General features: G+C 64.0%; 16 protein-coding genes and 1 pseudogene (1 of these 17 cut by a window edge). All 17 read right to left on the reverse strand.

The window, feature by feature from the left end; all coding sequences use genetic code 11:
- A pseudogene (gene gcvP / locus NTV05_08795) lies at nt 1-591 on the reverse strand (aminomethyl-transferring glycine dehydrogenase); it reaches 2,255 nt to the left of the window's first position.
- Between the two features lie 110 nt (nt 592-701).
- On the reverse strand, nt 702-1,073 hold the full coding sequence (gcvH, locus tag NTV05_08800) for a glycine cleavage system protein GcvH (GenBank protein ID MCX6544498.1): 372 nt from the start codon (nt 1,071-1,073) through the stop codon (nt 702-704).
- A 2-nt stretch (nt 1,074-1,075) separates the two neighbouring features.
- On the reverse strand, nt 1,076-2,194 hold the full coding sequence (gcvT, locus tag NTV05_08805; protein ID MCX6544499.1) for a glycine cleavage system aminomethyltransferase GcvT: 1,119 nt from the start codon (nt 2,192-2,194) through the stop codon (nt 1,076-1,078).
- 108 nt (nt 2,195-2,302) lie between these two features.
- A complete protein-coding gene (locus NTV05_08810; GenBank protein MCX6544500.1) occupies nt 2,303-2,503 on the reverse strand; it encodes a hypothetical protein in 201 nt (66 codons plus the stop codon).
- Between the two features lie 23 nt (nt 2,504-2,526).
- Complete coding sequence (locus NTV05_08815) at nt 2,527-4,656, reverse strand: hypothetical protein (GenBank protein MCX6544501.1); 2,130 nt, start codon at nt 4,654-4,656, stop codon at nt 2,527-2,529.
- Nucleotides 4,653-4,994: a hypothetical protein gene (locus tag NTV05_08820; protein ID MCX6544502.1), complete on the reverse strand. Its 342-nt coding sequence runs from the start codon at nt 4,992-4,994 to the stop codon at nt 4,653-4,655. Before NTV05_08820 ends, NTV05_08815 begins: the two co-directional genes overlap by 4 nt.
- 163 nt (nt 4,995-5,157) lie before the next feature.
- A complete protein-coding gene (locus NTV05_08825; protein ID MCX6544503.1) occupies nt 5,158-5,685 on the reverse strand; it encodes a hypothetical protein in 528 nt (175 codons plus the stop codon).
- Between the two features lie 29 nt (nt 5,686-5,714).
- Nucleotides 5,715-6,248: a hypothetical protein gene (locus NTV05_08830; GenBank protein MCX6544504.1), complete on the reverse strand. Its 534-nt coding sequence runs from the start codon at nt 6,246-6,248 to the stop codon at nt 5,715-5,717.
- A gap of 50 nt (nt 6,249-6,298) precedes the next feature.
- Nucleotides 6,299-7,174, reverse strand: a complete 876-nt coding sequence (locus tag NTV05_08835) for a Tox-REase-5 domain-containing protein (protein ID MCX6544505.1) — start codon at nt 7,172-7,174, stop codon at nt 6,299-6,301.
- 705 nt (nt 7,175-7,879) lie between these two features.
- Nucleotides 7,880-8,929, reverse strand: coding sequence for an RHS repeat-associated core domain-containing protein (locus tag NTV05_08840; GenBank protein MCX6544506.1), 1,050 nt, complete (start codon nt 8,927-8,929; stop codon nt 7,880-7,882).
- 135 nt (nt 8,930-9,064) lie between these two features.
- Nucleotides 9,065-9,637 (reverse strand): hypothetical protein, encoded by a 573-nt coding sequence (locus NTV05_08845; GenBank protein MCX6544507.1) that lies wholly within the window; start codon nt 9,635-9,637, stop codon nt 9,065-9,067.
- A gap of 93 nt (nt 9,638-9,730) precedes the next feature.
- Complete coding sequence (locus NTV05_08850) at nt 9,731-10,477, reverse strand: ankyrin repeat domain-containing protein (GenBank protein ID MCX6544508.1); 747 nt, start codon at nt 10,475-10,477, stop codon at nt 9,731-9,733.
- 672 nt (nt 10,478-11,149) lie between these two features.
- Nucleotides 11,150-11,533 carry a hypothetical protein gene (locus NTV05_08855; GenBank protein ID MCX6544509.1) on the reverse strand — a complete coding sequence of 128 codons (384 nt, stop codon included), beginning with the start codon at nt 11,531-11,533 and terminating at the stop codon, nt 11,150-11,152.
- Nucleotides 11,530-11,727, reverse strand: a complete 198-nt coding sequence (locus tag NTV05_08860) for a hypothetical protein (protein MCX6544510.1) — start codon at nt 11,725-11,727, stop codon at nt 11,530-11,532. The genes NTV05_08855 and NTV05_08860 overlap by 4 nt, the downstream gene beginning before the upstream one ends.
- A 91-nt stretch (nt 11,728-11,818) precedes the next feature.
- Complete coding sequence (locus NTV05_08865; protein MCX6544511.1) at nt 11,819-12,175, reverse strand: hypothetical protein; 357 nt, start codon at nt 12,173-12,175, stop codon at nt 11,819-11,821.
- Between the two features lie 287 nt (nt 12,176-12,462).
- Complete coding sequence (locus NTV05_08870; GenBank protein ID MCX6544512.1) at nt 12,463-13,518, reverse strand: RHS repeat-associated core domain-containing protein; 1,056 nt, start codon at nt 13,516-13,518, stop codon at nt 12,463-12,465.
- Nucleotides 13,515-13,809 (reverse strand): hypothetical protein (locus NTV05_08875; GenBank protein ID MCX6544513.1); only part of this gene is annotated, 295 nt, incomplete at its 5' end. The genes NTV05_08875 and NTV05_08870, both read right to left, overlap by 4 nt.

Here is a 13,809-nt window from a genome sequence, read left to right on the forward strand (position 1 = left end):
CTCGATCGTGTCGAGATCCGCCACGACCAACTCGATGCCCAGAGGTTCGGCCCGTCCCCGCAGGACATCAATGGTCTGCGGGAAGCAATGGCTCGCCACGACAAATGTCGACCGAGTCCCCCCCTGCACCCGCCGGAGCATCGTCATCGCTTCGGCGGCAGCGGTCGGCTCGTCAAGCAGGGATGCGTTGGCGATCGGCATTCCCGTGAGATCTTCGACCAGCGTCTGGAACGTGAGTAGCGCCTCCAGGCGCCCCTGGGCGATTTCCGCCTGATAGGGCGTGTACGGGGTGTACCAGCTGGGATTCTCGAGCACATTCCGGAGAATGACGGTTGGCGTCACGCAATCGTAATAACCGAGCCCGATGAAGGACCGGAACGGCATGTTCTTCGCCGCCACTCGCTTGAGCCGGCCGAGGAACCGGTATTCGCTTTCCCCATCGGGAAGCGCCAGCGGCCTGGCGAGCCTGATAGCGGGCGGAATCGCCTCGTCCATCAACCGATCGAGCGACCGAACGCCAATCGTCTTGAGCATCAGATCGCATTGCTGCGGACGCGGACCAAGGTGGCGGGATTCAAACGAGCCTGTCATTGCACGACTCATGGGTGACCTCGAACAGGAATGGTCTCCGGGCGGGATCGCGGGACGCCGCCTCACGCGCGGCCTGGTCCTGCGTCTCGAGGAGCAACAGTGCCGGCAGTCTACTTCACGAGCGCCGAATAGTCGGCGACCGCCAGCAACGATCCCATTTCGGCTGGCGCGGACAGGCGGATGTTGACCATCCAGCTGCCGTGTGGATCCTTGTTGACCGCTTCCGGCGTATCCGCCAGCGCCGAATTGACGGCCACAATCTCGCCGGAGACTGGGCTATACAGCTCAGAGACCGCCTTGACGGACTCTACGGTGCCGAACGCCTCTCCCTGTTTGAGCGTGCGGCCCACCTGAGGCAGTTCGAGATACACGACGTCTCCCAGTTGTTTCTGGGCAAAATCGGTGATCCCGACGCGGCCCACGCCGCCCTCAACCTTGATCCACTCGTGATCCTTCGTGTACTTGCAGTCGGCAGGATACATGACTACCCTTTCGGTCGCTGATAGAACGGAAGCGGAACCACGCGGGCCCCGTGCAGACGCCCGCGAATCTCGACGTCGAATTCCATGCCTTCGGCGGCGTGCGCGGCCGGGACGTACGCCATGCCGATCGCCCTCTTCAAGAAGGGTGTTCGTGTTCCACTGGTCACCGCGCCAGCCTTCCGGCCGTCGATCATCACTGGATACCCGTGCCTGGCGATGGCTCCGTCCGTCATCTCAAAGCCCACCAGGAGCCGCGCGACTCCCGACGCCTTCTGACCCAGCAGCGCGTCACGGCCCACGAACGTCTCTTTCGCCCACCCGATCATCCACCCGAGGCCGGCCTCGAGCACGGTCGTGCCGGCATCGATGTCATTCCCGTACAACCTCATCGCCGCCTCGAGCCTGAGTGTGTCGCGGGCGCCAAGTCCGGCGGGACCGACGCCCTCGTCCTTCCCCGACTCGAGAATCGCGTTCCACACGGCCGGCGCCTGCCTCGGCGGCACGAAGATCTCGAAACCGTCTTCGCCCGTGTAGCCCGTTCTCGACAGGGTCGCTCGCACACCCGCCACTTCCCCGTGGGCAAACCCATAGTACCTCATGCCTGACAGATCGAGATTCGTCAGCCGCTGCATCACCAGGCTGGCGAGAGGTCCTTGCAACGCCAACAGGGCATACCGGGAACTGGTATCCAGGGCCGTGACGTCACCGCACTGCCGGATATGCTCGACAATCCAGGTGTAATCCTTGCTCGTATTCGCCGCGTTGACAATCAGCAGAAAGTGTTCCGCTGCCAGGCGGTATACGAGGAGATCGTCGACGAAGGTACCGGCCGGCGTCATCAGCCCGGAGTACTGCGCCTGGCCCATTTCGAGCCGGGACGCGTCATTACACATGATCCACTGCACCGCGGCCAACGCGGCCTTGCCAGCGATCTCGATCTGACCCATGTGGCTCACGTCGAACAGGCCGGCCCTGGTCCTGACGGCCAGATGTTCGTCCGAGATCCCGGCATACTCGAGGGGCATCTCCCATCCGGCAAACGCGATCATCCTGGCGCCAAGGGCCCGGTGCTGAGCATCCAGCGGCGTCCGTTTGATTGGTGTCGAACCTGGTTGGACCATGAGGTGCGCGAGAGGGCCTGAAGACGAACCCACAGTACTATGCCAGCGCCGCCCGGTCAAGAATCGCAACCGCAGGAATCTCCGCTGTCGAGCAGCTGCGACCAGGCTTCAATCGCGCCGAATGGGGTTGTGCCGCGCGAGCAACTCCTGACAGTTTGATTGCATCTGTTGGAAGTCACTCAAGATGAGCACCTTCTTGCCTTCAGACACGGCCTTGTCCACGAGATTCTTGATGTGGACCGACTTCCCGCCCCCGTTGGGCCCGCTATACACGGGTGTGCCCAATTCGGTGTTCAGACGTTCCGGCACCGTAGCTATCTTTCTAAGCGCGGTCATCTTGGAAATGACCATCGCCGGATTGATCTCCTGGTTCTTGGACTCAGCCGCCTCCTTGATCGCCTGGTACTGCTGGCTGAAGTCCCGAAGGGCATCCAGCATGAGGGCCACCTGTTTCGGATGCATCGCACACGCGACTTTCTTTTGACCGAAATCAGGGGCTGCTTCATCCCGGCCTCCACCAAGGACGACTGAAACAACGGGTCGCTGTAGTTCCGACGCTTGATCTTCGGCTGCATCATGCGCCACCAGTCCGGCGGGTTGATCAGGAACGGCGTGCGTTTCCGCACGGTCTTCATGACCTCTTCACCGGTCTCCTCATCGACGACACCGGTCGGCTTCTCCAGGTAGACGAAGTCGCAGAACCGATTCTCGAACGCCTTCTTCCCTGGCACGTGGGAATAGGGGAACTGCTCCTGGGGTCCGCCGATCGCCCACCACAACGGCCAGTAGGCGTCCAACGGGGAGTTCGACAGCAAGGTGCCGGTCATGGCGATCTTCCGGCGAGACCGGAAGCTATACAACGCCCGGGCATTCTGCGTGCCGTAGTCCTTGGCGTTGTGCACCTCGTCGGCCACGACCGCGGTAAAGCGGTCCTTGAGCCGGCGATACCGCGGCGGCTGCCAGGTGCCGTCCGTTTCCCCACACTCCAAGCACTGACGCCCCTTGATGTGGTCGCCCGAACAGGTCGCATGAGCGGCCAGACCGAAGTCCACATAGGTCCCAGGCTGGTGATGTACCAACTTGTTACCTTTCACAGCCCAGGCAGGTCCTTCACCAATCGTGACGCGACGCGTGTCCGAACTCCATGTACACGCCGGATTCCGGCAGATGTACCCCTTGGTGGTCGTCCACGTGGTACTCGTGTGCTTCCCGGTCGAGTCACGCTCCAGGACTGGCCGGGACATCGGTTCCTTGCAGTGTGGGCACGGATTGGTGGCGTGGACCGTCGTCGATTCGCCCTTTGACCGTACGACGCGTTCGACTGGCCGGAGGTAGTTCTCGAACCGATCCCGCGGTCCAGCCGTCGGGTCCCACATGTCCTTGATCCAGTCATAGGTCATGAGGAAGTACTTACCCGTCTTGTCCAGATCGGCCAACCGGTTCACGAACACGAAGTCCTGGTCTGTGAACCCCAGACGTTTGAACTCGCGACGAAACGACAGGCGCACGTTCTTCGTCCCGATGATCGCGACCTTCTTCGACCCCCACAACTCGCAGATGGTGATCGCTTCGGACGACTTGCCGAGCCGCATCAGTTTGCCGTTCACCACTCCACGTTTCAGGGCTTCCTCGGCCGCGTCTAACCGGACATGCTCGTACAACGGGTGTCTCTGGCCCGACTCGAGGGCCTGGCGCACAAACGGCAACCGCGCAATCCGGTCTTCCATCTGTCGCACCTGCTGCGGGTACCGTTGCCGGATATCGAGACCGAAGTCGACGTTCTCGGAGTCGTCGAAATACGACTCCATCGGCAGATCGAGCGCCGACCATTCGTAGATCAGATGCTCGCCAGCCACCGTGATGTCGGCGCGGTGCGTGATGGGCTCCGTACAGATCCCCACCTTGTCGACACCCTCACCGCTGGTGCGCACCACCATGTACCGCTTGTCCTTCTCGAAGGTGGGTGTCTCGTCGCCCAGCTTCACGAAGGTCTGGACACACAGGAGGTTGGCCCCGACCGAACACCGTTCGAACAGCGACACGTCGTCATTCTGCACGGCGGTCGCCGTGTACGGCGTCGCCTCCAGAACGCGGCGTGGATACTCACGGCGGATGTAGTGCTGGAGGGTCGGCGACGTGCCGATCTCGACCCCATAGCTCTGGAGAAGCTGGCAGTACGGGTGCGTGGCGATGTCGCCGGCGAGGTGCTTCCACAACTCGACCTTGTGCCAGTCCATCACGCGGACACCTGTGACGCCGAAGTACGTGCCGTCGCGCATCAGGGTGGTCTGCATCCGCAGATCGAGTTCACGGAGCACGTCGGCCGCGACAAGGTCGTTGGGTTTGAAGAGTAGATAACGGCCGTTCTTGTGGAGCGTCACGCTCGGTTTCGAGACATCCCGAATCACCGGGAAGTCGAAGCAGAACGTGCCCTGCCCCTCGACCAGGCGAGGGTGTCTCATCCGAGGTTACTCCCGACACGCGGAACGAGGTCAGCCATCTTCGCGCCTGAGTGTCCCCGCCGGGCGGACGAACCTGAGAACCCAATCGTCGGGGTCTGGTCTTCGTCGTCGTCCCCCTCGTAGAGAGTCTCTGCGCCACCTGTCTGTCGAGCGGCCTGGTCTACATTCGCACGCTGGACGCGCATCGCGTTGCGCATGTCCACCTCGGTGAACGGGCACTCGAAGACCACCTCTCCGTCCCGGCGGTACACCGTCCAGGTCTGCTCGCCCCGGATGGGGTCCAGGTGCGCCCCCGCTTCCAGCAACAACTGGACGAAGGCCATCCGGGCCTGCTGCATGGCGATGCTCGATTCGGCATCGGCCAGCGCCGCCTTGCGCGCCGCCTCTCTGATGGGTGAAGGACGTCAGACACAGCGGAACGAGCGGCGCAAGCGCCGTACGCGCTGATTGACACACGCAGACCGGGTCAGTGTCGAGGTTCGGAGCGACGAAGCGCCGCCCCTATGCGTTCGCCGTGGTGGTCGCCCTCGCGAAGTGCGTCAGCACGTGCTGCGCTTCCTTCGGGGTCTTCACCATTGCGAACTGTTCTTTCGGCTTCGGGAATGGCTGGAAGTCCCAGGGGTCTCCGGCCAGCTTCCGCTCGGCGGGCGGGTTCGTGAAGGTCGCGGCCTTGTCCCGAAACAGGCCGAGCCAGCTGATACTCGGCTCGGCGAGCACGCCGTCGAGGACCATGAGTCGTTCGACGGCGCGCCCCACGCTCATCGCCTTCCGGTGGCGGTGATCGGGCTCACCGATCGCCCGGTACCAGGGCTTGTACTGGACGTGGTAGATCCGTCCGGCGTGCGCCGGCGCGGACAAGCCCGTCGTCGCAAACCCGCCCGTGATCAGCTGTTCGAAAAACCGGTGCGTCTGCCGGCCGTGGGCAATGCCGGCAAACGTGCGGTACTGCCGCGGCAGGCACACCCCCGCGTGCTCCAGGACGAGCACCAGAAAGCGTGCCTGCCGCTCCGTGAAACCGGCAGCTCGCACGCAGGCATTCCGTCCGACCACGGTTGCCCTCATCCACTTACGTGCCGACGGACTCCCCCCTGTCGATCGTAGGTGAACCAACCTGCGGCCCAGGGGCTCGTTTCGTTGGACGTCAGCAGTTGCTTATGGCTGGCGACAACGCCGTGCTCGGGTTCGAAAGCCAACACCGCAGCCTCGAGAAGCGTTTGCCCCTGATCGGCGCTGAGCGGCAGTGCGTCGTCGGCGAAAGACAAGACCGCCGCGTTTGTCACGTGTGCATTAAAGCTACCTATCGTCGCGTCGAACGAGACGTCGTCCCCGTTCCATATTGATAGCCTGTAGCCGAGTTCCAGCATGACGGTGCCGTCCACATCGCGGCGATTGGTCCGCAGCGCCTTGGCGATCGAAGACGCGTCTGTCGCCAGGCGTTTACGAGCCGACGCCCGACTGGATCCCTTCCGAAACCACTGCCCCAGCTTCAGCTCTTTTCCATTGGTAGACAAGGATCCGAGAAACCGCGAAAGTCGATTCGCTACTTCCTCCGCGGACTCCGGGCGCGCCGTCCAATAGACTCCGATGATCATGCGCTTGGCTCACAGTCTCTCAAACCGACCTGAACAGCCGGGGCTCAGTCCTACTGAGCACCAACAATGATCTGAATCCCTTTGATGCCGTTGGCCTTGAAGAGCGCCCGCGTAGCTTCCGCAGCCGCTGCCTCTGCAAAGGTCCATTGTACTGGTGTCCCTCCGGCCGCAGCCAGTTGGCGCTGTGCCTGCGCCACGAGATCGGCGGCCCCGTTGAACCAACTCAAGAAGGCCCCATCCTTCACGAACGCTGCGTAACCAGGCCCCTTCGCCTCCTGAAGCACGTTGTTCAGCATGCCGTCGAACTTCACGCCATTGAGTAAGAACACCTCACCAGCGCGTCCAGTAACCTGTGCCTGGAAGGCCGCGGGCCGAGCCGACATCGCCTCAGTGCTGGCGACCCACGTTCCGCCGCTTCCGAGGGCAGCACCCGCCACGTCCGCGGCTCCCATTCCCGCAACGGCCGGCGCGGCCAATCCCAGCGTCACGCCAAACAGCAGACCCTTGCTCGCCTCCACGCCCACGTTGTTGTACCAGGGTTGCCCGTGCGAGACGTTCTGGTAGATGGCCCACCCGCCGTAGACGGCCGCCCCAATCCCTCCCATGATCAGCAGCGGGTTCTTACCGTCGGGATCCGTGTACTTGAGGGGATTGTTCGTGACGTAGGCGTAGCGGTTCCACCGCTGCGGGTCGACAAGGTTCTCCGCGGTCGTCTGAAGTGGGTCGATGGTGGTGAACCGTCCCACCTGCGGCCGGTAGTAGCGCGCTCCGAAGTAGTCGAGCCCCGTGTCGGCGTCCCGCTCGTGGCCGGTGAAGAGCTTCTTTTCCTTCGCGTTCCCCGGCGGATTCCATTCTTCCCCAAACGGCAGGAAGTCGTGGCGGCTCACCGATCGAATGCCATTGGAACGGCCGACGGCAGTTTCCACCGCACGAACGTCGAGGGGGCCCCCACGACGCTTCGTTTCTCTTCAGCGGTCGCGTTCGGCTGCGGCCACCACGTCCTCGGCAGCGCGTGCGCCGCACTTTGCGGCCTCGTCCAGCCAACACGATCCTGTGTAGCTGCCGAGGGAGGGACCACTCTGCCGAAAGACGTTCACTCGATAGCTAATCATCGTCCGTTTATTGAAGTCCCTCCACGCCACATGAGTAGGAACATACGCAACCAGTGAGCATTCGCGAACCTGGTCTACGCGATGCAAACGCGGCGACGCACTGAGTGCCGCATCGAATTCATGCGCAAACCTCAGCGTCGCACCATCGTCACCACTGACCACGAGGACAATCGGAAACGGGGACTTCAACTTTCGGCAGGCAGCCGTGAGCACAAAGCTCCCCCTGTCCTCCGCTGTGCCTGGTGGTGCTGGGGGAACGAGCTGCTCTACATGCTCGACCTGTACAGGTGGCAGTGGGCCGCTGTCGGTCGGCCACCAGTGCCACACCAGGGCGACCGCCCACAGGGTGATGACAATACCGGCCCCTAGTACCAACCAAGTCCTCCGCATCACCTCTTCCTCCTTGATCGCGAGGCGGACCGCCTCGAGGACGTTGAACCGTGGTTAGTCGACGCAGCGTTGCCGCACCATCTTCTGGCTCTGGCGACACGTCGACATCCGCTCCGTCTGGACCGTTCGTTACTTCCCGCAAGCAAGGACCCCGTTCGCGCCAAGTGTGCATGCCTTCGTGCTCGGGTTGTCCTTGGCCTGCTGGAGCTGAACCGGAGTGAGCCGCGTCCCGTTCCGTGAGGCCATGATGTTGCTGTCCGAGTAGCCGGGTTTCGGTACAGCGCCAGTTCGCACCCCGTGCTCCGTGACGGGGTCGTAGGCTTCGCGAATTCCAGAAAAGTGTAGGGTGTCATGAACGCCCGCACCTTCCGCGCCAGGTTGACTGGTGTCAATGTGAGCTCTTGTCCCACCCAACTCGTTTGCGCACTCTCCTCCCTGCCCGCACGTCGCGAGGTCCCTGCTCTGTGACAGATCCATGGTGTTGAGCACGCCACCTATCGGCTTGTCGGTAGCTATGACCAGAACCGAAATCAGTGGATCCCCGGTCCCGAGGTGATTCGCTCGCTGCTCGATGTTCCTAATCACGTCAGGAGTAGCACCCTTTCCGACGAAGTGGACTGGGATGACGAGAGTGGCCAGCTTTCCGTCCGGGGACGTCACCCAAAGAGCGTCGCGCCCGTCTGGATCCACGAACTTCAGGGGGTTGTTCCGAACGTACGCGTATCGGTTCCACCGCTGCGGGTCGACGAGGTTCTCCGACCACGTGTAGACCGGGTCAATCGTCGTGAACCGCCCGACCTGCGGCCGGTAGTAGCGCGCGCCGAAGTAGTCGAGCCCCGTGTCGGCGTCGCGCTCGTGGCCGGTGAAGAGTTTCTTCTCTTTCGCGTTCCCCGGCGGATTCCATTCTTCCCCAAACGGCAGGAAGTCGTGGCGCGCGACCACCTGCCCCGTCTGATCGGTCACGACCCGCACGGAGCCCAGGGCGTCGAGGTGGTAGTAATCGACGACCTGCCCCGACTGCGCCAGCACGGAGGTCGGCAGCAGCAGCGCCGCCACGATGAGGAAACCGGCCGTCACGAGATCGTGAGTGGCATGCCGCCGCCGCAGAGGATTTTCGGCGCCCATGATGAGAGCGACCGCGGCCGGCCAAGTCATTGCTGCGAATGTTCGGCGGCTCATCGCTCACCTCCCACGTGCCACGCCAGCAGTTTACCCGTCAGCGGCTCCAGATGAACAGCGACTGACTCGCCCGTCTCCGTGGCGCCGTACGTCACCCAGACCACATGGTCACCGACGTTCTCAAGCGCGGCCGTATCAATCCGGGCGCCGGTCAGGCCGTGCAGCCGGAGTAGACGCCGCGCCTCGGCCGTGACGTCCGCATCCTGTCCCCCGCCAAACCGCGCCATCCAGCGTCACCGTTGCCGCTAGTTGGGCGGGCCGCGGCGCCGTGCGCGCCACCAGGTCCGCCACGGCCGGGCCCCGCTCCGCAAACTCCATCACGACCCCGTCCGGCGTCGGCACCGCCCGGAGTTCCAGCCCCGACGCGCGCAGTTCCGGGTAGCTCAGCGCCAGCAGTGCATGCACCGCCTGCAGCGCCGACGCCGGCGGCGCAGGCGCGACCTCCTGCGCGCGCACCCCCATTACCCCGACCAGCCACGCCAGGATCAGCACGATCCACGTCTGCTGTGCACGCAGACCGGCTCCGACGGTCCGACCCTGCCCCAGGACGAGGCGCAGGCCCGTGAGCGTCAGGCCGACCAGCGCGGCCACCAGCCACCACGGCCACGCGGGCCGGTCGGGCCCGAGCGGACGCGCGTCTCCCGTGGGCGGCCAGCGCCAGCAGGCCGCCGGTCGCGGCCCCGCTGCCGTTTTTCCGGACCGGTCCACCCGGCGACTGCTCCACTCGGCTCGACGACAGCGCCCGGCGAGTCATACAGAAGGCAGCCATCGCGGAACCCGCACCCCGTGCGCTGGCCCCCGTCACCGCTTCAGGAACGGGTTGAATTGCTCCGGATGCGTCAGGGCCTTTCGGATGTCTGCCGTCGGATCGCTCATCAGATCGATGGCTGCTTTCCCGCGTTCGTTGCGCAGCGTCGGGTCTGCTCGGCGGTCGAGGAGCATGATGACGTTGATATACAGTCCGTGCTCAGCCGCCAGCATTAGCGCCGTACGGCCCTCCGCTCTGCCAGCACGATAGCCCTTGGGATAGTCAGAGGCCGGCACGAGATTCCAGGCATTGACGTCCGCTCCCGCGTCGATGAGCGGGATAATCGCCCTTCCTCCGACATCCATTGCCGCAAGCCCGAGCGCCGTCCAGCCCAAGCCGTCACCGAATCGCTTGTTAGGATCTGCTCCGGCCTTGATCAACTCATCCACAAAGGCTCTGCTGCTTGCGCGGGCCGCGGCAGCAAGCGGGGGACTCGATGCAAACCCGTCAAGTTGGTTGGGATCAGCACCCGATCGCAGAAGCAGCCGCACAATGGAGAGGTTCTCCAGATGGACGGCCCAGTTGAGCGGGCGCTTCCGGGAGGGGAGGGCCCGGTCGGCACGAGCGCCCGCAGCAAGGGTGGATCGCACGCCATCAAAGTCCTGATCGTTGATGGCAGCTTCGAGTCGGGCTTGCAATTTGGCAGGACCGTCTTGGGTTGGCGCGACCTTGCCCGGGTTCGCGCAGTTCACGAGCATCAGTATCGAGATGACGATCAGAGTACGCCACCGGATTCTCATACACATCGCTCCATACAGAACCTGCGCCGACCCTCGCAATACCGAGAGACGTGACGCCTATTTCATGAAACGCAGGTTGCCCCCTGTGAACTCCTACCGTTGCCCTCCGGGTTGCGCAAAGAGGAGGATCACCGTCGGAAAGCGGATCGCTAGCGCCTTATCGCCGCCCCTTCCGGAAGCGAAGCCGGAGGGCTCAGACTCCCCAAAATCTTCCTTGCCCGGGTGACCGTGTCCCATGAGACTGAAAGTTCCTTTTCCATTTCTGGAACACACGCCGCCCGCGTCATTGTCGGTGTAGGGACCGCGCACCGCGAGTCTTCCGTCAACCAATCGCACGTCGAATCCCCACTCCCGATGGGTTACGCTCACCAACTCATCGACTTGGTCCTGTATTGGCACAGCGCGTTTGATAGCCTCGTCTCGTAGTTCATGGGATGGCGGAGTGGGTGACACCTCCGGATTGAACTTCCCGTATACCCTAATGCAGTATTGCTCGAAGGTCTCTCGTTTGGTTTGGCCTGGTGGATCGTCAGTGAGTCTTCCATCCGGGTCCACCCACCGCAGTGGGTTGTTCCGGACATACGCGTACCGGTTCCACCGCTGCGGGTCGACAAGATTCTCCGCAGTCGTCTGTAGCGGGTCGATCGTCGTGAACCGCCCGACCTGCGGCCGCTAGTAGCGCGCGCCGAAGTAGTCGAGCCCCGTGTCGGCGTCCCGTTCGTGCCCGGTGAAGAGTCTCTTCTCTTTCGCGTTCCCCGGCGGATTCCATTCCTCCCCAAACGGCAGGAAGTCGTGGCGGCTCACGGCCTGCGCGTTCTGATCGGTCACGACCCGCACGGAGCCCAGGGCGTCGAGGTGGTAATACTCGACGATCTGCCCCGACTGCGCGAACGCCGGTGCTGGCAGCAGCAGCGCCGCCCCGATGAAGAAAGCGGCCGTCACGCGATCGTGAGCCGCCTGCCGCCAGCGCGGGGCCGGCGAGGTCGCGCGAACAGCGCGGGTGACCCCTGCGTCCGCGAGAACGCGACTGATCGTGGCGAACAGTCCGCGGCTCATCGCTCACCTCCCACGTGCCACGCCAGCAGTTTACCCGTCAAGGGCTCCAGATGAACCGCGACTGACTCGCTTGTCTCCGTGGCGCCGTGCGTCACCCAGACCACATGATCACCGACGTCCTCAAGTGCGGCCGTATCAATCCGGTCGCTGGTCAGGCCGTGCAGCCGGAGCAAGCGCCGTGCCTCGACCTTCACCGCCTCATCGGCCGCGTCCCAGGCCGCGGAGTGCCCGGCCCCGATGACCGTGTGTCCGAGCCCGACTGTCAGGGACAGGGGGGGGCTCGGATCAACTCGAAGTCGGGCGTATCGCAGCGGCGATCCGTACTAAGCCGAGCGTCGAAGCGCGCATTATGGCCACCGCGCGCCCCACACTCATCGGCTTCCGGTGCCGGTGATCCGGCTCGCCCAACAGCCGGTACCAGGGCTTGTACTGCACATGGCAAATCCGTCCCGCGTGCGCCGGCGCGGCGAGATCAGTCGTCGCCAAACCGCCGGCGATCAGCTTAGCGAAGAAGGCGAGCGAGTGGCGCCCGTGCGCGACACCTGCGAAGGCCCGGTACTGCCGCGGTAGACACACTCCTGAATGCTCCAGCATGAGCACCAGGAAGCGCGCCTGCCGCTCGGTGAAGCCCAGGGCGGCCACAGCGGCGACCGCCGGCGCCGTCAATACTCTGACGGACACTTCCTCCGCCCGCTCGCGCTCTCTTCTTTCCCTTCACAACTCCGAGCGGTTTCCTCACGGCCTATTCAGTGTCCAGCCGGACCTCGCTGATGTCGGGATGCAACGGAATTGATGAGTGCACGGCCGTTCTCAAGTGATCACGGTGACAGTACAGTGTCTGCCCCTCATCGGGCTGGCCTGGCGGGATCACCAGCAACTGTACCGCATCACTCATTGTCAGAGACCGCCCGCAGAAGCAACACACGACGCTATTCTGGTTCTCTCCACCCATAGTTCCTGCCGAGCTTGTCGAGACTCTTTTGCGACAAATTCTTGAACGTCGTTACGATGCCCCGCTCACCTTGGACCACCACGCTGAAGCGGCCGCTCCCCGCCTCGAGAATGCGGACCGCGGCCCCGTCGCTTTGGACCATGACCCGGCCCTGTGCCTGGACCTCAAGCACTTCGGAAGCGCTCAGTACACCACCCCGAGTCGCTGCGGGGCCGGCGAGCCTTTCCGCGCCATGAAGCGTAGTCCGTAACCCTCCTGCTTCGACAGCAGACAACTCCATCGCGGCGCCCACTGCCTTCGTCGCCGCACCGAACACCATCGCTATGTTACCCGCGATCATGCCGCGCCGCTGGTCTTCGTTGGCAGCCTCGAAGCGAGACAGCGCCGAAAACCTGAAGTCTGTTACCGGGGCAATGACCAGGTTCGTGGCGGCGTTCAGCAGACTGATAGTGTCCGGTCCGATGTTCGCCACAGCCTTTGCTGCGCCGAGCAGGAACTGGCCGCAGTCGGCACCGGGATAGACACACCGTCCGTCTGGATCTGTGAACCGCAGCGGATTGTTCCGGACGTACGCGTACCGGTTCCACCGCTGCGGGTCGACAAGATTCTCCGCAGTCGTCTGTAGCGGATCGATCGTGGTGAATCGCCCGACCTGCGGCCGGTAGTACCGCGCGCCGAAGTAGTCGAGCCCTGTGTCGGCGTCCCGCTCGTGGCCGGTGAAGAGTTTCTTTTCTTTCGCGTTCGCCGGCGGATTCCACTCCTCTCCAAACGGCAGGAAGTCGTGGCGCGCGACCACCTGCCCCGTCTGATCGGTTACGACGCGCACGGACCCCAGCGCATCGAGGTGGTAGTACTCGACGATCTGCCCCGACTGCGCCAGCACGGAGGTCGGCAGCAACAGCGCCAGCACGATCAGGAAACCGGCCGTCACGAGGTCGTGAGCCGCACGCCGCGGCTGCGGAGGATTGTCGGCGCCCATGATGAGAGCGACCGCGGCCGGCCACGTTGTCGCTGCGAGTGGTCGGCGGTTCATCGCTCACCTCCCACGTGCCACGCCAGCAGTTTACCCGTCAGCGGCTCCAGATGAACCGCGACTGACTCGCCCGTCTCCGTGGCGCCGTGTATGACCCACAGCACGGTGCCACCGGTGTCCTCAAGCGCGGCCGTATCCATCCGGGCCCCCGCCAGGCCGTGCAGCCGGAGCAGGCGCCGCGCCTCGGCCGTGACGTCCTCGTCCTGCCCCCCGCCAAACCGCGCCTGCGCGGCGGCCAGCCGCGTCGCGACGCCCTCGCGCGACGTCCCGATCACGGCCCGACTCCGCTCC

It is taken from the genome of Acidobacteriota bacterium, from assembly GCA_026393755.1.
Classification (GTDB): Bacteria; Acidobacteriota; Vicinamibacteria; order Vicinamibacterales; family JAKQTR01; genus JBAXOX01.

Excerpts from the sequence above, each read along its gene's own strand:
- NTV05_08870 (MCX6544512.1), bottom strand. The coding sequence starts at position 13,518 with ATGAACCGCCGACCACTCGCAGCGACAACGTGGCCGGCCGCGGTCGCT.
- NTV05_08830 (MCX6544504.1), bottom strand. The coding sequence starts at position 6,248 with ATGATCATCGGAGTCTATTGGACGGCGCGCCCGGAGTCCGCGGAGGAA.
- gcvH (MCX6544498.1), bottom strand. The coding sequence starts at position 1,073 with ATGTATCCTGCCGACTGCAAGTACACGAAGGATCACGAGTGGATCAAG.
- NTV05_08840 (MCX6544506.1), bottom strand. The coding sequence starts at position 8,929 with ATGAGCCGCCGAACATTCGCAGCAATGACTTGGCCGGCCGCGGTCGCT.
- gcvT (MCX6544499.1), bottom strand. The coding sequence starts at position 2,194 with ATGGTCCAACCAGGTTCGACACCAATCAAACGGACGCCGCTGGATGCT.
- NTV05_08850 (MCX6544508.1), bottom strand. The coding sequence starts at position 10,477 with ATGAGAATCCGGTGGCGTACTCTGATCGTCATCTCGATACTGATGCTC.
- NTV05_08820 (MCX6544502.1), bottom strand. The coding sequence starts at position 4,994 with ATGCAGCAGGCCCGGATGGCCTTCGTCCAGTTGTTGCTGGAAGCGGGG.
- NTV05_08855 (MCX6544509.1), bottom strand. The coding sequence starts at position 11,533 with ATGAGCCGCGGACTGTTCGCCACGATCAGTCGCGTTCTCGCGGACGCA.
- NTV05_08815 (MCX6544501.1), bottom strand. The coding sequence starts at position 4,656 with ATGAGACACCCTCGCCTGGTCGAGGGGCAGGGCACGTTCTGCTTCGAC.